This window comes from Halalkalibacter alkaliphilus, assembly GCF_023555415.1.
Lineage (GTDB): Bacteria > Bacillota > Bacilli > Bacillales > Bacillaceae_D > Halalkalibacter > Halalkalibacter alkaliphilus.
In genome coordinates, this window is the sequence record NZ_JAKRYL010000036.1 from 1 (window position 1) to 20,001 (window position 20,001).

Annotated in this window: 15 protein-coding genes; 13 read left to right on the plus strand and 2 right to left on the minus strand. The window is 38.5% G+C overall.

Features of this window, described 5'->3' with window-relative positions; all coding sequences use genetic code 11:
* Positions 1 to 535 precede the first annotated feature (535 nt).
* Together MF646_RS21445 and MF646_RS21450 are read right to left on the minus strand one after the other, a co-directional pair.
* Positions 536 to 835 carry a 2Fe-2S iron-sulfur cluster-binding protein gene (locus tag MF646_RS21445; RefSeq protein ID WP_250098544.1) on the minus strand — a complete coding sequence of 100 codons (300 nt, stop codon included), beginning with the start codon at positions 833 to 835 and terminating at the stop codon, positions 536 to 538.
* 4 nt (positions 836 to 839) lie between these two features.
* Positions 840 to 2,501 (minus strand): L-aspartate oxidase, encoded by a 1,662-nt coding sequence (locus MF646_RS21450; protein WP_250098545.1) that lies wholly within the window; start codon positions 2,499 to 2,501, stop codon positions 840 to 842.
* A 181-nt stretch (positions 2,502 to 2,682) separates the two neighbouring features.
* On the opposite strand from MF646_RS21450, the gene MF646_RS21455 reads away from it, so the two are divergent.
* The 13 genes from MF646_RS21455 to MF646_RS21520 all read left to right on the plus strand — a co-directional run bounded on the left by MF646_RS21455 (position 2,683) and on the right by MF646_RS21520 (position 19,899).
* The gene (locus tag MF646_RS21455; RefSeq protein WP_250098546.1) at positions 2,683 to 3,423 is read left to right on the plus strand and encodes a maleate cis-trans isomerase family protein; all 741 of its coding nucleotides are present in this window, start codon (positions 2,683 to 2,685) and stop codon (positions 3,421 to 3,423) included.
* Positions 3,424 to 3,440: 17 nt separating this feature from the next.
* Positions 3,441 to 4,172: an aspartate/glutamate racemase family protein gene (locus tag MF646_RS21460; protein WP_250098547.1), complete on the plus strand. Its 732-nt coding sequence runs from the start codon at positions 3,441 to 3,443 to the stop codon at positions 4,170 to 4,172.
* A 684-nt stretch (positions 4,173 to 4,856) separates the two neighbouring features.
* Entirely contained in the window at positions 4,857 to 6,068 is a 1,212-nt protein-coding gene (locus tag MF646_RS21470) for a sensor histidine kinase (RefSeq protein ID WP_250098548.1), read from the plus strand.
* A 160-nt stretch (positions 6,069 to 6,228) separates the two neighbouring features.
* Positions 6,229 to 7,380, plus strand: coding sequence for a tryptophan synthase subunit beta (trpB, locus tag MF646_RS21475; protein ID WP_250098549.1), 1,152 nt, complete (start codon positions 6,229 to 6,231; stop codon positions 7,378 to 7,380).
* A gap of 171 nt (positions 7,381 to 7,551) precedes the next feature.
* Positions 7,552 to 8,973, plus strand: coding sequence for a phospholipase D-like domain-containing protein (locus MF646_RS21480; protein ID WP_250098550.1), 1,422 nt, complete (start codon positions 7,552 to 7,554; stop codon positions 8,971 to 8,973).
* 266 nt (positions 8,974 to 9,239) lie between these two features.
* Positions 9,240 to 10,688 (plus strand): sucrose-specific PTS transporter subunit IIBC, encoded by a 1,449-nt coding sequence (locus MF646_RS21485; RefSeq protein WP_250098551.1) that lies wholly within the window; start codon positions 9,240 to 9,242, stop codon positions 10,686 to 10,688.
* An 82-nt stretch (positions 10,689 to 10,770) separates the two neighbouring features.
* Positions 10,771 to 12,240 (plus strand): glycoside hydrolase family 32 protein, encoded by a 1,470-nt coding sequence (locus MF646_RS21490; RefSeq protein ID WP_250098552.1) that lies wholly within the window; start codon positions 10,771 to 10,773, stop codon positions 12,238 to 12,240.
* Positions 12,241 to 12,304: 64 nt separating this feature from the next.
* Positions 12,305 to 13,312: a LacI family DNA-binding transcriptional regulator gene (locus tag MF646_RS21495; protein WP_250098553.1), complete on the plus strand. Its 1,008-nt coding sequence runs from the start codon at positions 12,305 to 12,307 to the stop codon at positions 13,310 to 13,312.
* Between the two features lie 199 nt (positions 13,313 to 13,511).
* The gene (locus MF646_RS21500; protein WP_250098554.1) at positions 13,512 to 14,525 is read left to right on the plus strand and encodes a LacI family DNA-binding transcriptional regulator; all 1,014 of its coding nucleotides are present in this window, start codon (positions 13,512 to 13,514) and stop codon (positions 14,523 to 14,525) included.
* A gap of 79 nt (positions 14,526 to 14,604) precedes the next feature.
* Positions 14,605 to 16,713 (plus strand): amylo-alpha-1,6-glucosidase, encoded by a 2,109-nt coding sequence (locus MF646_RS21505; RefSeq protein ID WP_250098555.1) that lies wholly within the window; start codon positions 14,605 to 14,607, stop codon positions 16,711 to 16,713.
* Between the two features lie 25 nt (positions 16,714 to 16,738).
* A complete protein-coding gene (locus MF646_RS21510) occupies positions 16,739 to 17,998 on the plus strand; it encodes an ABC transporter substrate-binding protein (RefSeq protein WP_250098556.1) in 1,260 nt (419 codons plus the stop codon).
* A 119-nt stretch (positions 17,999 to 18,117) separates the two neighbouring features.
* Positions 18,118 to 19,011, plus strand: a complete 894-nt coding sequence (locus MF646_RS21515) for a carbohydrate ABC transporter permease (protein WP_250098564.1) — start codon at positions 18,118 to 18,120, stop codon at positions 19,009 to 19,011.
* 60 nt (positions 19,012 to 19,071) lie between these two features.
* Positions 19,072 to 19,899 (plus strand): carbohydrate ABC transporter permease, encoded by an 828-nt coding sequence (locus tag MF646_RS21520; protein ID WP_250098557.1) that lies wholly within the window; start codon positions 19,072 to 19,074, stop codon positions 19,897 to 19,899.
* The last annotated feature ends 102 nt before the right edge of the window (positions 19,900 to 20,001 follow it).

A 20,001-nucleotide genomic window follows, 5' to 3' on the forward strand; every position in this document is an offset into this window, starting at 1 on the left:
TCCGGAACAGCATCTTCCTCGAATAAGTCGATGGTTACAACGTGAAAAGACGTCTTGAAACTACTCCATGTCCCCCCTGTGAGACGAGCTTCTTTTTTTCGTAAACTTCACAGAGTGCTTCTAAGAAAAGCATCGTGCCATCCTTGTAGAAGAAAAGAAGTGAGTCCGAGCTGTTTCTCTTCGTAAAACGACGTGAGAAACGTCGAAGAAATAACACCATGGCAATCATCCCCGTAGAAGAGAAATAGCGAGCCAGGACGTTGCCAGGCGGGCACGCTCGCATGAAAATAGGAGAGAGGACATGCGCTGCATGATAGTAGAGCGCCCGGAGGAACAGCATCTTCCTCGAATAAGCCGATGGTTACAACGTGAGTATTACATCTCTGAAAAACATCATGTCCCCCTGTGAGACGAACTTCTTTTTTTTCGTAAGCTTCACAGAGTGCTTCTAAGATTAAGCATCGTGCCTTCCCCGTAGAAGAGAAATAGCGAGCCAGGACGTTGCCAGGCAGGGCGCGCTCCACATGGAAGAAGGTTACACTTCCTTTACCAAATCTCTAAGAGTTTTTCCTTTTGGAAGAGGAGCTAAAGAAAGATAGCCATCGTCACCTGGTTTAGCGAGCTTCATACAGCTTAAGCCAGGCTTTCCATTTATCATCATCATACATGTCGCGCATAGGCCAGTGCGGCAGGAAAATCTGTAGGCAATCGAAGGATCATGGTGGCGATAGATTTCCTCTAATATCGTAAGGACGGTCATGTCAGAGGTATAGTTGACCTTATAGACATTCGTCGTTGTGTCGGTTCTTTGAATTTCCACAAGAAGTTTACTCATAGAATTACACTCCTTTAGCAGGGGGCATATTGAACTTCATTTGTCCGTTTTCATATTGAATAACTGTGTGATGAATGGTAGAAGCATGTGTTGGATGATCCAAACTATAATGGGCGCCTCTGCTTTCTTTTCTCATGGTTGCAGCCCTAATAATAGCTTCAGCACTTCGAATCATGTGTCTGCTTTCTATATAATCTAGTATTTCTCTTGATGGAGCCTCTTTGTGAGTGATATAGATTTGATTGAATTGTTCTTTGACCCTAGTTAGGAGCTCCTTTGCGCGTTTGAGATTGTTATTTGTGCGGATTACCCCAACTTTTTGGCCCATGATTTCCTGTATTTTTTGTTTTAACTCAAAAGGTCGAATATCACTATTTTTTGCAGAAGAAAATGGGGAATAGAAGCTATTCTTTATTTCTTCTATTTTTGAAATATCAGTAGGGGGAACTTCTGATAATTCTGAAGCCTCAATCGCAGCAGCCATTCCTGCTTTTGCACCAAATACGAGACATTCAGAGAGTGCATTGTTCCCGAGACGGTTTCCCCCATGCAAGCCACCGGCCGTTTCACCTGCAGCATATAGTCCCGGAACAGAAGAGGCTGCGTTTTTGTCAATTTGAATTCCGCCCATCATAAAGTGGGCGGCGGGAGCAATTTCTGCATAATCTTTTGATAAGTCAATGCCACGGTCCTCACATAGCTTATATTCATGAGGAAATTCATTTTTCACTTTCTCCATTTGCTCTGTAGCATCAAGCCAAACACCTCCGTTTGGTGTTCCTCTTCCTGCTGCTATTTCAGAATGGATGGCAATAGCAAGTTTATCTCTTGTTGTATTTTCTAATGTTTCAGGTTCATACCTTTTCATAAAGCGTTCGCCGTGAATGTTATAGAGCTTAGAATAATGATAGAAACTAATGCAAAAGCCTGCAAGTGAGTGAGGAGATACAAGACTAACAGGATAAAATTGAACTTGTTCCATATCAATAAGAGAGGCACTTGCCCCGAGACCTAAAGAGAAGCCATCACTCGTTGCTTGTACTGGGTTACTTGTTACTGGGTAAAGTTGACCTATTCCTCCTGTTGCAAGAATTACTGTTTTGCTTTGAATAAAGGAAAGATGATTGGTTCTTAAATCAAAAACAAGAGCACCGGTTACTCTTTCAGATGACGTAACAAGATCAACAGTAATCACATCGCTCCATGTTCTGATGTTTTTCATTGACTTTAGCTTTTTTGTTAGTGTTTGTGCTATCCCTAGACCTGTTTTTCCTTTTCTTGCGCTCACAGAACGTGCAACACTGTGACCAGATGTAGCAAAAACGGAAACCTCTTCGTCTTCGTTAACATCAAGCTTTAGCCCCCAACCGATAATTTCTTTCAATCTTGCTGATAGGTCGGAGGCGAGTGTCTCAATAAGCTTAGGATTACTCAGGCCTCGACCGCTTTCTTTCATATCTTTGACATAATGACTTTCACTATCTAATGGATTTGACCACGCTCCTAAGCTTGCAATCTGAACAGCTCCAATCGTAGAGCCGCTTTTGCCTATTACACCTTTGTCGAGTACGAGCACGTTGTTAGTTGAATTTCCAGCGTAGACTGCTGCAGTAAGACCAGCAGCACCTGAACCGATAATTAAAATATCTGTTTCAATTACATCCATAGTAACAACTCTTTCCTTTGTGTTTTTTTACATATGTATGGTGTGGTTTCCCTTTATGATGACATGTTTTTGAGTAGACATAAATAGTTTTATACATTGGTTCGTTGTGTCATTTTATTAAAATTCTTGAATAGAAATGAGGGTAAATAAGGTCTAACTTTGACTATGATAGGAGGTTTTTATGACACAAAATAATCAACTTATAAAAGTTGGGTTTCTCTATCCTGGTTATGCAGCGGAGGATGATTATCCACTTTTGGGGCAAATGGTATCACCTAAGGTTGATGTTAAGCTGATTCATACGAAATTTAATGAGGATGCCCATACGGTTGAGGCCCTAAGTGAAATGGGAAGTCCGCAACGAATTAAGGAGGGGACGAAGGCACTAGTAGGCACAGGCATACAATCAGTCTTATGGACGTCAACAAGTGCTAGTTTTGTGCTTGGCTTAGAAGGGATAAAAAAGCAAATAGCCACTCTTGAAGCGAGTTTGCAGGTGCCGGCTTCAACCACCGCTTTAGCTTTTATCCGAGCAGCGAAAACAATTGGAGCGAAACGAGTCGCAATAGCAGCAACGTACCCTGAAGATATCGCTCTTTTGTTTAAAACATTTTTAGAGAGCTTTGATATAGAGGTGTTGCAGTATTCTAGTAAGGGGATCATAACAGCGGCGGAAGTTGGGACATTACAGAAGGAAGAGGTGCTTCGGTTCGCTGTTGACAATGATTGTCCGGGTGCAGACGCTGTGTTTATACCTGATACAGCCTTACATTCAGCGGCTTGGATCGAAGAGTTGGAACAATTACTCCAAAAGCCCGTTCTAACAGCAAATCAAGTCAGCTTCTGGGAGGCACTGCGTCTAACAGGTCAGTTCACTCCACAGAAAAGACTAGGTACATTGTTTAAAAAAAGCTGCAGCTAGAGAAGGAGAAAGGACGGATGATCATAAGAGCAAAGAAAGGGCAAGTAAGCTACGGGGAATCGATAGGGATCCTCATGCTTGATACATTCACACCTTTTATCCCAGGGGATGTAGGAAATGCAACAACGTATCCATTCCCGGTCAGATACCAAACGGTGAAAGGTTTTACTTTTGAAAAGTTGCTGCAAAAAGATCGAACGATGCTAACCCCCATTTTGGAAGCTGGACATATTCTTGTCAAAGAAGGAGTAAAGGCCATTACAGCTGATTGTGGATATATGGCTATGTTCCAAGATGAAATCGCGAATGAGCTTCAAGTCCCAGTTTTTTTATCGAGCCTACTTCAAATCCCTTTTATTTCTGCAACGCTTGCGCAAGAGGAGAAAATTGGGATCATTTGCAGCAAAGCTTCCAACTTTGAAATAGAGCTATTACAAAAAATAGGTGTCAGCCCCACGATCCCACTTTGTATTAGGGGGATGGATGAGAAAGAGAATTTTCGTAAGGCTGCACACGATGAAATTGGTATTCTTGACCCTGACAAGATCGAAGAGGAAGTGGTCTCAGTAGCTAAGGAAATGGTCCAATCTGACCCATTAGTGAAAGTAATTTTGTTAGAGTGCTCGAGTCTTCCGCCATATGCTGCAGCGATTCAAAAAGCTGTTCAATTGCCGATTTTTGATTATGTTACGATGATTAAGTATGTTCATTCAGCGCTAGTTCAAAAGAGATATACTGGCTATATGTAGATAATAATTTGCTTGTAGAGCGTATTTCTAAATGAGAAGTGCGCTTTTGGTCATTGTAAAGTATGTGATTCAATTGGTTTTATATTTTGTCTATTTGCCAGAAGCTCTGTCGAGGTGAGAGCTTAAAAAATGGCTTCTCTAATTTATTGTAAACACTATTAAAGAAGAAGAAGACATTACTACGAGGGTCAGGAGAGATATTGCCTTGAACCATGCATAATGTTACATTCAAAAAATAACACAGATCCGGCAGTCCATGTTGCTCTGTCGATTCGTCCCCTCGTTCCCTCTTATCAAAGGACTGGATCTTTTCTTTCGCTAACCGAAGGAAAATTGCTGATTCTAGAAGGAGGCAAGTCAGTCATGATACCATCTCCTCTTCTCAAGTTTTTCAGATAGAACTGCGTTATCTATTTACTATGATGTAATGTAGTGGAGGTTTGTTGTTTTATTAATTAAATTTGAAAGATTACCCTGGAGAAGAAGCTCTTAATGTGATTAAATAAAAGTTACGTGATTTCTAAGCTTAGCGAAATAAAAAACGATTAATGGTGTAACTATGGTATTAGAATGTAGGTGCAAATCTCAGTAATTTGTATTGATACTATTTTCCTACTATAATGTTAAATGGGGAAAGTTTAAATGTTTCGCTAGCACAATTATAAATTAATTTTAGGAGTATGTATGAAGGAATTTTCTCGAATTAACAAGAGGCTTTATTATACAACGATGCTATTTATCAATTTGCTAATGGTATTGGGGTTATTTGTTGACAATCCACTCATGAGTGATTTTGGGGCAGGGTACATTTTGCACTTACTACTAGTTGTTATACTAATTGTATTCCTATTGCTTTATCCAAAGTATGAAACTCAGACGTTTAGAGTGATCATTATCATAGCTGTGTTCGTATATTTCTATACACTTTTCTTTCTATATCCGGCTACATGGTCAACGTTCTTATTCCTATGTTTTATTCCAGCTATTTCAATTTTGTTCTTTGATTCAAAGCTGTTTTATTCTTCTTTATTTATTAATACAGTATCTGTAAGTGTGATTTTCTCTTATGTTTTTCTGATTGATCAAGGTGCCCTTTTTCCACACATCTATCTAGATTTAGCAGGGAATTTCCTTAACTTTATAGGGAGTCAATTAATTATTTATTTTATTTATTATTTATCCTATCTCAGATTGAAAAAAGTGCAGTTATATTATGAACAAGTCCAACAATCAGAGCGTTTAAAAGCTACGGGACAATTAGCTGCTGCAGTTGCTCATGAAATTAGAAATCCCTTGACAGTCGTAAAAGGATTTTTGCAGTATTACGAAAAGGATTCATTGTTTAGTAAAGAAAAGAAGGATCATTTTACATTGATGATTGATGAATTAAATACGGCCGAACAGGTCATCTCACAATACTTGTCGATTGCCAAACCAAATGGAAACCTAAAGACGGAAACAGTTAGTATCGAAGTCGTACTTCAAAGTATTACAGAATTGCTTCAATCTTATGGGCTTTTACGTAATAATAAAATCGATCTTTTTATAGAAGAGAATTGCTATGTTGAAGCGAATGTCATAGAGCTAAAGCAGGTATTTATTAATATTATTAAAAATGCAATAGAAGTTTCTAAAGTTGGAGATCCTGTCATTATTACAGCGGAAAAAAACAAAAACTTTGTTGAAGTAAAAGTCGTCGATTACGGAATCGGTATGTCAGAAGCAGAGATTAAGTCTCTTGGGACGCCTTTTTATTCGTTGAAAAGTAAAGGTACTGGCTTAGGATTGATGATTTGTTATAACATTATTGGAAAATATCATGGCTCCATTGATTTTACGAGTTCAAAAGGGGAAGGGACAACCGTTATTGTCCGTTTTCCAATAAAGAAAGTATAATTCATAGCGATAGATTCAAATATGAAAAAGCTCTCAGCTGTAGAGGGCTTTTTTCAAATTGCATGATGAAGGGTAAACGAGAGGGGATGTCGAATAATAGAGATAATTAACAAAATTTTTAAACAATTAAATAAACAGGGATTTGGAGGCGTATTACGTTATGAGTGAGAAAGGATATTTTGGACAATTCGGAGGAAGCTTTTTGCCAGATGATTTAGCAAAAGTATTAGCAATGTTAGCTGAACAGTTCGAAAAGTATAGAAATGATTCAGAATTCATTGAAGAGTATAAATATTATTTAAAAGAATTTGTTGGACGAGAAAATCCATTAACCTATGCAAAAAATTTAACAGAGCAAGTTGGGGGCGCAAAGATTTATTTTAAACGGGAAGATTTGAACCATACAGGAGCGCACAAAATTAATAATGCAATTGGCCAAATTTTATTAGCGAAACGGATGGGGGCTACAAGAATTATTGCTGAGACAGGAGCTGGGCAGCACGGGGTGGCAACAGCTACGGCTTGTTCCATCTTCGGGATTGATTGTACGATCTACATGGGGAAGCTTGATACAGAGCGGCAAGCCTTAAATGTGTTTCGGATGGAATTACTTGGGGCAAAGGTTGTTCCTGTTGATCAAGGGCAAGGGCGGTTAAAAGATGCGGTTGATGCGGCACTAGCTGACTTAGTTGAAAATTATCAAAATACGTTTTATTTACTTGGTTCTGCAGTTGGACCGCATCCGTTTCCTACAATGGTGAAGTATTTTCAATCTGTTATTAGTGAAGAAGCAAAGCGACAAATTCTTGAAAAAGAGGGCAAACTCCCAACGGCGGTTGTCGCAGTTGCTGGTGGTGGAAGCAATGCGATAGGTGCATTTGCTCATTTTATTGATGAGAAAAGTGTTCGCTTAGTGGGGGTTGAACCAGCAGAGGCTCCGACGTTAACAGAAGGAGTTCCTGCTGTTATTCATGGTTTTAAATGTTTAACGTTATTAGATGAGGATGGTGAGCCAAAACCAACATATTCCATTGCGGCAGGGCTTGATTATCCAGGGATTGGCCCTGAACATAGTTACTTAAAAGAAACAGGACGTGCAGAGTACGCAACTGTTACCGGCGAAGAAGCGTTGGAGTGGTTTCAGAAACTTTCTAAAATTGAAGGGATTATTCCAGCTTTAGAGAGTGCACATGCTGTGGCTCATGCAGTTAAGCTTGCAAAAGGCTTAACGAAAGAAGATGTAATTATCGTAAACTTGTCAGGTCGAGGAGACAAAGATGTGCAGCAAGTTTATAACATGCTACATAAGTGATTTCTTTAAAATAGAGGTTGTCACAAAGGTCAAAGAACAGGCGTTTGTGATAGCCTCTTTCATTTTGCATAAATATGGGATGAGCAAACAATTGCACTGATAAAATATAGTAGCGAGGAGAAAGATAAGTACTAAAATGGATTGAAGACATATTGCTGTAGGGGGTTGTCTATGGTATTCGTTTATATAATAGTCCTATATTTTCTTTATTCATTGATTTCGGGAGTTGTTTTATTTTCATTTCACCAGCATAAAAAAAGTCAATATGTAAATGAACATAAAACGGAACGCTTCTTCGGTGATCAAGCATCACAGGATAGGGTTGCCCTTGTTGAAAAGCGTTATGAATCAGGGCTTGCTCGAATAAATTTGATAGAAAATGCACAAGAAACCTTAGATATTTCTTACTTTATGATCAGTCCAGGATTAGCCGATTCTATTTTTCATACATGCATTGTTAATGCTGCTGATCGAGGCGTACAAGTACGAATACTCCTTGATGGGGTATCCAATCGTATGATAGGAAAAAAGAAGGATATTGTTTATTCGTATGTTGAACACCCTAATATTCAGTTGAAATTTTATGAACCATTTGATATGTGGCGGCCCTGGACATGGAATAATAGGCTTCACGATAAGATTATCATTGTTGATCAGAAATTGGCGATGGTAGGGGGGCGCAATATCGGAGACAAATATTTTGCCCCTGTGGGTTTGGACGGGGCAACGAATGATCGTGATGTTGTTGTTGTTAATACAGATATTAATGCTTTTGAAAATAGTGCGATTTCAAAAGTAAAGGAATATTATAATTACGTGTGGAATCATGCGTTTTCAAAACCTTTGATTACTACGTTAACACAAAAACAACAAAAGCTAGGACAAAGAAAACTCTTTGATTTAAGAAAGCTCTATCATGTCTTAGATGAATCGAAGCCGAGCTTCTTTCAACAAGAGATAAACTGGATGGAAAAATCACTACCTGCAAAAAAAGTAACATTTATTCATAACCCAATTGACCGTTTTAACAAAGAACCATGGGTTTGGTATGAGATATCACGATTAATGAAGAAGGCAAAGGACTCAATCCTGATTCAAAGCCCATATATTATTCCTACGAAAGACATGCGACATCACTTAAACAAAGGAAACCTTTCAGTAAATGAAGTGAAGGCTGTGACGAACTCACTTGCTGCTTCTCCGAATCTTATGGCATATTCCGGTTATAGGCGATTTCGGAAAAAGTTAGTGTCTTCAGGTATAGATGTGTATGAGTTTCAAGGTCCAACTGAATCGTATCATACAAAATCATTTATTTTTGATAACAGAATTAGTCTTGTTGGCTCTTTTAACTTAGATCCAAGAAGTGCCTATTTAAGTACGGAGATCATGCTGGTGATTGACAGTGAAGAATTTGCGAGCCAAATGAAAAATGAAATTGATCGCATCATTCATTATAATAGCCTCCTTGTAAAAGAAGATGGATCTTATGCGCCCCATCCAGATGTCATAGAAAGAGTGGTGCCTCGTGTGAAATCGCTGATGACATGTGTTTTAACAGGCGTAACTCGATTTGGTGAACGTTTGTTGTAGTAGATAGAATTGTATCATACGTTTAATTGCACGGTAAAAACGGCGCTATATAAAACTAAAGATAGCGCCATTTTTTATATTCTTATTGACTAGCTTTAACAAATAACATATAATTTGAATCAACTAAATGTAAAGCTTTACAATTTTGAGAATGTTTATTTTTTTATTTAATATGTAAAGCTTTACATTTTGATTTATTTATTGCTTTATATTTAATGATTTATTTTTACAGAAAAATGTAAAGCTTTACAATTTGGGAGGGTAACATGGATTATAATCAGAAAGCAAAAGAGATTTTGGAAGCTATTGGTGGAGCTGATAATGTCGAAGCGGCTGCACATTGTGCTACAAGGTTACGTCTTGTATTGAAAGATGAAAGTTTAGTAGACGAAGCAAAGCTAGATAAGATGGATGTGGTGAAAGGAACGTTTGCAACAGGAGGACAGTTTCAAATCATCATCGGATCAGGTACTGTCAACCAGGTGTATGCAAAGCTTGCTCCTCTTGCAGGTGTCAGCGAAATGACTACAAAGGATGATGTGAAAAAAGCGGGTACAAAAAAGTTGAATCCGATTCAACAGTTTGTAAAGGTCTTATCAGACATTTTTGTCCCAATTATTCCTGCGATTGTTGCAGCAGGTTTGTTAATGGGAATTAATAATATTTTAACTGCAGAAGATCTTTTCTATGATGGAATGTCTCTGATTGATGCGAATCCAGGAATTGCTGATCTAGCTTCTTTGATCAATACTTTCGCTAACGCAGCCTTTGTTTTCCTACCAATTTTAATTGGATTTTCTGCAGCACAGCGATTTGGAGGAAATGCATTTTTAGGGGCTGCACTTGGAATGTTAATGGTTCATCCAGACTTATTAAATGGTTATGGCTATGCAGACGCACTACTTGAGGGGACGATTCCAGTTTGGAATATTTTAGGTTTTGAGATTGAAAAGGTCGGCTATCAAGGAACTGTATTGCCAATTTTAGTTGCAGCTTTTATTTTAGCGAAAATTGAACAATTGTTACGAAAAGTTATTCCGGCAGCATTAGATAACTTGTTAACGCCATTATTTACATTATTTATTACAGGTATCTTAACCTTCACTTTTGTTGGTCCTATCACTCGTACAGGTGGAGATATGATTACAGGAGGTTTGGTATGGCTCTTTGAAACAGCAGGGTTCATTGGTGGGGGATTATTTGGGTTAATTTATGCACCTATTGTTATTACAGGCATGCATCATAGCTTTATCGCTGTTGAAACGCAATTGTTAGCAGATTTAGCAAGAACAGGAGGATCGTTTATCTTCCCTGTAGCAGCAATGTCCAATGTTGCACAAGGTGCAGCAGCATTAGCAGTTATTTTTATCACAGCCAATAAAAAAATGAAAAGCATTGCGTCAGCTTCAGGTATATCTGCGTTATTAGGGATCTCTGAACCAGCAATGTTCGGGGTTAACTTAAAGCTTCGTTATCCATTTATTGCAGCGATTATTGGTGCGGCTATCGGTTCAGCATATATTACCCTAAATAAAGTACTCTCAGTAGCAATTGGTCCTGCAGGATTGCCGGGGATTATTGCGATTCGTGTTGATGTAATTCTTCACTTCATTATAGGAATGGTTTTAACATTTGTTGTTGCTTTTGCATTAACGTTTGTATTTGCTAAGAGACAGCAATTGAAAGAAAAGAAGAATGAAAGCAATGCAGCATAAATACAAAGGAGAAACAATTTAAGAACTTAGGGGGGGCTAAACGATTCTCCTATTGTTCGTGTTAGAAGGTGAGGTTCTTAAAATGGAGTGGACAAGAGAAGAGAGGTACCGTCGTCTTGATGAGGCCAGTACAAAAGAAATTGAAGAATTACGAAGGAATGTTGAAAAATGCCCTTGGCGACAAACGTATCATATTCAGCCCGAGATGGGGTTATTAAATGACCCAAATGGATTTTCTTATTATAATGGAGAGTATCATTTGTTTTATCAATGGTTTCCTTTAGGGCCAGTTCATGGCTTGAAATACTGGTATCATACTAAGTCAGAGGACCTTGTTCATTGGGATAATGTTGGGATTGGCATAAAGCCAACTGCGCCTTTTGATAGTCATGGAGCTTTTTCCGGGAGTGCGATTGAGCATGAGGGGAAACTTTACTTATTTTATACAGGCAATACGAGGGATCAAGATTGGGTTCGACATCCTTATCAATGCATTGCGGTAATGGATAAAGAAGGCCATATTGAAAAGTATGAACAACCAGTCATAAAGGATGTTCCCATAGGATATACTGAACATTTTCGCGATCCAAAGGTTTGGAAACATGGCGATCATTTTTTAGCGATTATTGGTGCTCAACGAGCGAATTTGACAGGGTGTGTTGTTTTATATCAATCTGTTAACTTAAAAGAGTGGGAGTTTCTTGGAGAAATAACAACTGATTTAAATCAGTTTGGATTTATGTGGGAATGTCCGGATTACTTTGAACTTGGTAATAAAGGAATCCTTATCTTCTCCCCACAAGGGTTACAACGGGAAGGGGATAAATTTCAAAATATATATCAATCTGGCTATCTGATTGGGGAGCATCTAGATTTAAATAGTGGAGAGTTTCGGCATTCTAATTTTCGTGAATTAGACCTGGGATTTGACTTTTATGCACCCCAAACAATGGTTGATGAACAAAATCGACGGATCTTAGTTGCGTGGATGGGACTACCTGAAATTGAGTATCCCAATGATCGACATGGATGGGCGCATTGTTTAACGTTACCAAGAGAATTAATAATGAGAAAAGGCAAACTTTTTCAACAACCTGTAAAGGAATTGGCTCAATTACGTAAAAGTAACGTAATCGCAGAAGATATTCTTGTTAATGAAAGCAAAAGCTATGATTCTTTTCATGGTGTATCATATGAATTGATTTGTGAATTTACCAATAAGGACGCCTCTCAATTTGGAATTGATATACGTGTAGGTGAGAAAGAAGTAACTACGATTAAATATGATGTAAACAATAAAAAACTGATGTTTGACCGCAGTCAATCTGGTGAGGTAGTTGCTGAAGAATATGGTATGGTTCGGCAATGTGATATGACAAGTGAATCAATCAAGCTTCAATTATTTGTCGACTCATCTTCGCTTGAATTATTTGTGAATGATGGGGAAGTAGTGTTTACAGGAAGGATTTTTCCAAATGTTAAAAGCGACGGAATTCGTTTTTTTGCTGTTGAGGGAGAAGTAAGCATGAAAGCAAGCAAATGGGATTTTTAATATAGGGTAACATCTGCTTAACTATCTTGTCCTTTCCTTGTAACATCTCTAAGGAGGCAGAACGATGAAAAAAGATATTAATATAAAAGAGGTTGCCAAAAAAGCAGGTGTTTCAATTGCGACCGTTTCAAGGGTGTTTAACAATTCCGGAACAGTAAAAGAGAGTACACGAAAAAAAATCGAGGCAGTCATTGAGGAGACGGGATATTATCCAAATGTTCTTGCAAGAGAACTTGCGGAAAAGAAAACTCACCTAATTGGTCTGATTGTACATAGTATGATCGGTGAAGGGATTCCCCGAATGATAAATGGTGTAAACGAAATGCTTGAAGATAATGATTACAATCTACTGATAGCATGTACGAACGGGATTTTGGAGAGTGAAATAAAGCACTTTGAAATTTTTCGATCTAAACGTGTAGAGGGAATTTTGTTTGCGACTCGTGAATTTAAAGAAGAACATCGCGATTTAATTCAAAAGATTCCAATCCCTGTTGTGGTTCTTCTTCAGCGGACGGATAAAGAAGGCATTTCTTTTGTTACGTTTGATAACTATACATTTGCAAAGGAGGCAACGGAAAAACTTATTGGCCTAGGACACCGTAATTTTGCTTTTATTGGTGGGCCTGCTACCTCTGTAAACTCAAGAGAAAGACAACTAGGGTTTCGTGATGGACTAAAGGAGAATGGAATTGAACTAGACACTAACTTAAGCAGGAATGGCGACTTTACAATTGAATCTGGATATCAGCAAATGGAAGAAATCCTTGCTATTGAAAAAGAGATAACAGCTGTGATTGCTGTAAACGATGGGATGGCGATAGGAGCACTTAACTGTATACAAGATCATGACATTGCAGTCCCAAACGACATATCTGTACTCGGTTTAGATGATACGGTGTTAGCGAAAGCTTCCCGATTAAAATTATCAGGAGTACACTATTCCTATTCTAAGTTAGGAAAACAAGGAGCAGGTTTGTTGTTAAAACAGATAGAGTCTGACGAAGCACTCTTTGAAGAGGTTGTCTTGCCTTATGAAATTCATTTGCGTGAGAGTGTTAATAAACGGTGATGAGTGTTTATCGTGAACTAAGAAGCCTACTGTTATATTAGTAGGCTTCATTATGATATTTATATATCTTATAAACCCATACTTTTTATAAATGATTCAAAATAAAAAAGGAATTTATAAAAAAAGTTCTTGAAAACATTTTCAGAAATGTGTAAAGTAATAATTGTAACAGCAACCGAAACGTTTTGGGGGATTTTCGATGGCTACAATAAAAGATATAGCAAAAGCTGCAGGAGTATCGGTTACAACGGTCTCGCGAGCTTTAAATGGGTATAATGATGTGAATGAAAAAACAAGAGCTAAAATTAAAAGCATTGCTGAAGAACTAAATTATAGTCCAAATGCTGTTGCACGTAGTTTAGTCAAAAGCAAAACCGAAACAATTGGCCTACTTGTATCAGAACTGAGTCTCTCTGGAGCAAAGGATATGTTCACATACGAAATTATGTGCGGGATTAATGATTCTTCTTCGGAAAAAGGGTATGATCTGATCCTTTTTAGTACCAACTCTGCTAAACAAAAAGCAAAAAGTTACAGTCAGCTTTGTCGTGAAAGGCAAGTTGAAGGAGTCATTATGCAAGGAATTAAAATTGATGATCCTTACTTAAAAGAGGTCATTGATAGCAATATCCCATGTGTCCTTATTGATGTAGAAATAGAAGGAGAAAATGTGGGATTTGTCTCTACAGATAATGTATTTGGAGCTCAAATGGCAGTTAAGCACTTAACAAACCTTGGTCACCGTAACATTGCTATAATGAATGGTCATAATCAAGCTGTTGTCAGTCAAAAAAGATTGCAAGGATACAAGAAGCAATTGGAAGAAGCTTCGATTGCTTTTCAAGAGGAGTACGTCTTAAATGGAGAGTTTCTCGAAGAAAAAGCAGAAAAAGTTGCTTATTCATTTTTGAACGAGCATCCTGAGGTTACGGCGATTTTTTGTGCAAGTGATTTAATGGCACTTGGGGTGATGAATGCGGCTAAACGGCTAGGGATTGCTGTTCCAGAGGAGTTATCAATTGTAGGATATGATAACATCACTCTTGCTGAATATGTTCAACCGCAGTTATCAACGGTTGAACAAAATAAATACCAAATTGGGTTTAAAGCAGCCAAATTGCTTATTGATATGTTAGAAGGAAATAAAGCGAATAGAAAAGTCATTTTAGATAATCAGCTAATTATTAGAAATACAACGGCTGAGCCGAAATGATTTTTTTTATAGAGAAACCGAAACGTTTCGGTCTATAAGGTTGAACGTTTTGGGAATACTACAGTCGGAGGGGAAAAGTATGAACTATAGAGTAATTAAAGAAAATGATTTGTTTTTGTTAACGGATGAAAAAGGAAATATCCCATTAAATCACCCGTATGGACCGGGGTTATATACGAAAGATACAAGGTTTTTAAGTAAGTTAGATTTGAGAATTAACGGAGCTGAGCCGATTCTTCTTTCATCTGAAGCTGATGAGAATTATGTAGCAGAGATGATTTTAACAAACCCTCACTTAGAAGAGAATGGCGAGGTTGAACTTTGGCGGGAATCAATTGAACTAAAAAGAAAACGCTTCATATACGGTGGAGTTTGTTATGAAGTCATTACAGCGAAAAATTACAATCCGAAGCCTGCAACATTTGATGTCAGCCTTCATGTGGATGCTGATTTCAGTGACATGTTTATCGTTAGAGGATTCCAAAATGGAGACCTTGGTAGCAGAGGGGAAACGATCGTTGATGAAGACACCCTCACTTTTACATATACGGGGGCTGATGATATCCATCGTAAGTCTATTGTTTCTTGGGATGAACAAGCAACGAAAGTAACTGAAGTTGGCGATATTCATTTCTTACTTTCCCTTGATCACCAAGAAGAAAAAACAATCGTATTTACATTTTCTCCTGAAACAGGTGACGAAAAGCTAGTTGTTTATAATCATGAAGAAGCTCTTTCTAAGTTGAAGTCTTCGTATGAGACATGGACAGAGGAAACAACAAAGGTTGAATCAGACCATCCGACATTCCAACGCTTATTGAATAGAGGAATTGGAGACTTGCGTGTGTTATTAACGGACCTTGGTTATGGGCAATTCCCTGTTGCGGGTCTTCCGTGGTTTGGGGTTCCGTTTGGTCGAGATAGTTTGATTGCAGCTCTGCAAATGCTGCCGTTTAATCCTAAGGTTGCCAAAGGGACTTTGTTAACGATGGCAGCTAAACAGGGTGAGAAAAAGGATAGTTGGAGAGATGAAGAGCCAGGAAAGATTATGCATGAAATCCGCTTTGGAGAATTAGCGAATACAAATCAAATTCCTTTCGCTCCTTATTATGGAACCATTGATGCGACACCGCTTTTCTTAGTTCTATTAACTGAATATGTAAAGTGGACAGGTGATGTTGAACTATTTAAAGAGCTTGAAGGCAATGTAGAACGTGCTCTTACATGGATTGATCAATATGGCGACCGAGACGGAGATCTTTTCGTTGAATATCATCAAGAAGCGGCAAAAGGAATTGCGAATCAAGGATGGAAGGATTCTGGAGATTCAATCGTCCATCGAGATGGAAACTTCGGGGAAACTCCAATTGCATTATCTGAAGTTCAAGGGTATGTGTTCCAAGCGAAAAAGGGAATCGCGGAAATTTATCAAGTACTAGGAAATGAAAAAGCCTCTAACCGACTTAGTGAGGAAGCATCTACATTACAAGAAAAATTTGAAGCGGAATTCTGGATGGAAGATGTGCAGTTCTACGCGTTGGCGCTAGATAAACATAAGAATCAAGTTGGAACGATTACGTCGAACCCTGGTCATGTTTTATTTGCTGAAATGTTAGATGAAAATAAAGCGGAAATCGTAAGTAACATGCTTACTTCAGACAAAATGTTCTCAGGTTATGGCATTCGTACGATGGGGAAAGACGAAGCTGGTTATAATCCGATGAGTTATCATAACGGGACCGTTTGGCCGCATGATAATAGCTTGATTATCCTTGGTATGAGTAAGACGAAAAATCAAGGTCATGCAGCAACAGTGATGAATGGGTTGATCAACTCGGCTGATTCGTTTGAATATGATCGACTGCCAGAATTATTCTGTGGATACGATGCAGTTGGCAAAGCGGTTAAATATCCTGTTGCATGTTCACCACAAGCATGGGCTGCAGGAACACCAATGGTATTTGTGCAAGCGATGCTTGGGTTATTCCCGAACTGCTTGAATAAACAAATCAATGTAAATCCTCATTTGCCAGAGGGAATGAATGAATTACAAATCGAGAACATGAGAATTGGTCAAGGGACACTTTCTCTTCGCGTGAAAAAGGAAAATGATGTATGTAAACTTGAGATTCTTCAAAATACAACTGGTTGTGAAGTAATCGAAAGCAAAGAAGGTCAGATTATTTAATCTAAAGTAAGAGGGAGACATTTATATGAAAAAATGGATGAGATCTATTGGACTAACTAGTGTACTCGTAGCAGGTAGTTTGCTAGCAGCTTGCTCTTCAGGAGATAGTGGCAGTAGTAATGGTGAGAACGGTTCTGCGGATGATGTAGTGGAGATCACATTGAGTGGATGGGGGTCTTCACCGGCAGAGCAGCGTATTTTTGAAGAAATAATTGAAACGTTTGAAGAGAATCACCCTCATATTTCCGTGAATCTTGATATCGTGGCAGATCAATATATGGATGTTCTTCGGACGAGATTAATTGGTGGTAATGCAGCAGATGTTTTCTTTCTAGAGGCATTCGAGGCACCAGCTTTAATGGAAACAGGGGTATTAGAGCCGTTAGATGATTATATAACAGATGAGTTTAATGTTAGCGATTTTGAGGAGCCGTTGATCGATGCGTTTACGCAAAATGGTACACTTTATGGATTGCCAAAGGATACATCGACGTTAGCGCTTTTCTACAATGAAGATATGTTTGAAGAGGCAGGTCTTGAAGGCCCGCCGGAAACATGGGAAGAGCTTGAAGAGTATGCAGAAATTTTAACAGAGTCTACAGGACAATATGGTTTTGGGGTTGTAGCAGATTTAGCGCGTCTTATGTTCATTGCAGAAGCCAAAGGTGGCAGCGTAACGCAAGACAATCTAGCTAGCTTTAGTGATCCTAGTGTCGTAGAGGCATTACAACCGATTATTGAAATGAAGCAGCGTGATATTGCTGGCGCCCCTAGTGATGTTGGTGCTGATTGGGGTGGAGAAATGTTCGGTCAAGGTCGAACAGCTATGATGTTTGAAGGGAACTGGACTATCTCTTTCTTAGAAGAAACATTCCCGAACCTTAATTGGAATACGGCAGAAATTCCAACGATTGATGGAGAAAACGGATCGATGGCGTATACGGTTGCTTATGTTATGAATAAAGACTCCGAGAAAAAAGAAGCTGCTTGGGAACTTATTTCTTGGTTAACAGGGCCAGAAGGAATGGAACTTTGGGCAGGAGCCGGCTTCGCCTTTCCGACTCGTACGTCCGTATCAGATGAATTAGGATTATTCGATGATGAAATCAGAGGTCCATTTGCAAAAGCTACAGGTTACGCAACAGTTTGGGCGGATGATACAAACTTACCAATTATCTATAACAACTTTAACAATGAGTTCTTAAGTGCATTTTTGGGACAGCGTCCGCTAGATGAAGCGTTAGAAGAAGCAGAGCGTGTTGCAAACAGAGAAATTGAAGATTAATAAGGTAAGGGAGAACTCTCTCCCTTCCCCTTGTTTTTGCAAGGAAAGGAGATATACATATGGCCAAGCAAAACAGCAATTCTCCCACAATGACCAAGAAAGCGGGCAAAAAATATGGAATGAAATATTCTAAACGAGCATTAAGAGAAGCAGGGCAGGGTTATATGTTTATGGCACCGACATTGCTTGTTATTGGTGTATTCGTATTACTTCCTATATTATATGCTGTCTTTTTATCGTTTCATCGTGTCCAGTTGTTAGGGGGAACGAGCTTCGAATTTGTTGGGTTTAGTAACTTTGTTAGAATTTCAGATGATTACAGGGCAGGGATTGCCTTATGGAATACATTTAAATATGTCATTATTGTAGTTCCGATACAGACGATGTTAGCTCTATTTTTAGCGGCAACGTTAAACGCAGGTATGAAGGGCGAGAAGTGGTTTCGAATTATCTACTTCTTACCAACGTTAACGTCCTCCGCTGTCTTAACGTTAATTTTTATGTGGATGTACAATCAAGAAGGTGCATTTAACCAAATGCTGGCATTTCTTGGATTGCCTACTTATAACTGGTTGAATGACCCATCGGTTGCTTTAACAGCAATTATGATTATGAATATTTGGGCAACGGCACCGTTTTTTATGGTGATCTACTTAGCTGCTCTTCAAGATATTCCAGATTCTTTATATGAAGCAGCTGAACTTGATGGAGCCGGACCGATCCAAAAGTTTTGGCATGTAACAGTTCCGCTATTGCGACCGGTGACTTCTTTTGCGATTATTATGGGGATTATTGGGACCTTTCAATTATTTGATCAATCGTATATTTTCTCTGGAGGTTCTGGTGGGCCGAGTAACTCGACGCTTACAGTTGTCTTACTAATTTATCAATATGCTTTTGATTCGGCAGGAAGAATGGGTTATGCTGCAGCGTTGGCATTCGGATTAGCTTTTATCATATTAACTGCGACTTTAATTCAACGTAAGTTATCAAAAGAGGAAACATTCTATTAAGAGTCAGGATATGAAATGTATTTGTTTGGCTCAATCCGAATGGAGTAAGGAGGATCTATCATGGTGAAAAAATTAGGGGTAGGTAAAACCGTTGTCTATACGATTTTAGTTACTTATGCGGTTGTTACATTATTCCCATTTTTATGGGCGTTATCTTCATCCTTTAAATCTTTAGAAGAAATATTGACCCATAATATGAATCTCATTCCAAGAGATTTTACGCTTGATAATTTTCGATTTATTATTGCAGAGCAGCCGATGTTTTTGCGCTGGTTATTTAATAGTGTATTTGTTGCTGTTATTGGAACCTTTTTGAATTTATTGTTTAACTCGATGGCAGGATATGCTCTAGCTCGGCTAAGCTTTCCTGGGAAGAAAAGTTTATTTATTTGTATATTAGCTGTCCTGATGATTCCTGGTCAGGTTACAATGATCCCGAATTATTTGATTTTGAATCATTTAGGGTGGTTGAATACGTATCATGGCTTAATTATCCCAGCAATGGTGAACGCAACATTCATTTTTATGATGCGTCAGTTCTTCCTTAACTTCCCGAAAGAGTTGGAAGAAGCAGCAGCTTTAGATGGGCTCTCGCGGTTTGGGACATTTTTCAGAATTGTTCTCCCTATGGCCAAGCCCGCATTGGCTGCGCAAGCAATTTTTGTCTTCATGGCATCATGGAATGACTTTATGCGACCGTTAATCATTATGTCGGATGCTGCAATGTATACGTTGCCAGTCGGGTTAAATCAGTTTAAAGGCCAATATATTACGCAATGGAATTATATTATGGCAGCGTCAATGGTTTTTACGATGCCTATTCTTATTATTTATGCGTTCTTTAGTCGATACTTCCTTAAGGGGATCTCATTTAAAGGGGATAAATAAGGGTTGGAATTTAGGCAATGTAATATCTATTAATGAAGCGACTTTCTCATTAGAGAGGTCGTTTTGTTTTTAGGAGAATAAGTTACTCTATATGATTCTAAT

What these genes read in the sequence shown, in the direction of transcription:
- MF646_RS21445 (WP_250098544.1), bottom strand. Translation starts at nt 835, where the DNA reads ATGAGTAAACTTCTTGTGGAAATTCAAAGAACCGACACAACGACGAAT.
- MF646_RS21450 (WP_250098545.1), bottom strand. Translation starts at nt 2,501, where the DNA reads ATGGATGTAATTGAAACAGATATTTTAATTATCGGTTCAGGTGCTGCT.
- MF646_RS21455 (WP_250098546.1), top strand. Translation starts at nt 2,683, where the DNA reads ATGACACAAAATAATCAACTTATAAAAGTTGGGTTTCTCTATCCTGGT.
- MF646_RS21460 (WP_250098547.1), top strand. Translation starts at nt 3,441, where the DNA reads ATGATCATAAGAGCAAAGAAAGGGCAAGTAAGCTACGGGGAATCGATA.
- MF646_RS21470 (WP_250098548.1), top strand. Translation starts at nt 4,857, where the DNA reads ATGAAGGAATTTTCTCGAATTAACAAGAGGCTTTATTATACAACGATG.
- trpB (WP_250098549.1), top strand. Translation starts at nt 6,229, where the DNA reads ATGAGTGAGAAAGGATATTTTGGACAATTCGGAGGAAGCTTTTTGCCA.
- MF646_RS21480 (WP_250098550.1), top strand. Translation starts at nt 7,552, where the DNA reads ATGGTATTCGTTTATATAATAGTCCTATATTTTCTTTATTCATTGATT.
- MF646_RS21485 (WP_250098551.1), top strand. Translation starts at nt 9,240, where the DNA reads ATGGATTATAATCAGAAAGCAAAAGAGATTTTGGAAGCTATTGGTGGA.
- MF646_RS21490 (WP_250098552.1), top strand. Translation starts at nt 10,771, where the DNA reads ATGGAGTGGACAAGAGAAGAGAGGTACCGTCGTCTTGATGAGGCCAGT.
- MF646_RS21495 (WP_250098553.1), top strand. Translation starts at nt 12,305, where the DNA reads ATGAAAAAAGATATTAATATAAAAGAGGTTGCCAAAAAAGCAGGTGTT.
- MF646_RS21500 (WP_250098554.1), top strand. Translation starts at nt 13,512, where the DNA reads ATGGCTACAATAAAAGATATAGCAAAAGCTGCAGGAGTATCGGTTACA.
- MF646_RS21505 (WP_250098555.1), top strand. Translation starts at nt 14,605, where the DNA reads ATGAACTATAGAGTAATTAAAGAAAATGATTTGTTTTTGTTAACGGAT.
- MF646_RS21510 (WP_250098556.1), top strand. Translation starts at nt 16,739, where the DNA reads ATGAAAAAATGGATGAGATCTATTGGACTAACTAGTGTACTCGTAGCA.
- MF646_RS21515 (WP_250098564.1), top strand. Translation starts at nt 18,118, where the DNA reads ATGAAATATTCTAAACGAGCATTAAGAGAAGCAGGGCAGGGTTATATG.
- MF646_RS21520 (WP_250098557.1), top strand. Translation starts at nt 19,072, where the DNA reads ATGGTGAAAAAATTAGGGGTAGGTAAAACCGTTGTCTATACGATTTTA.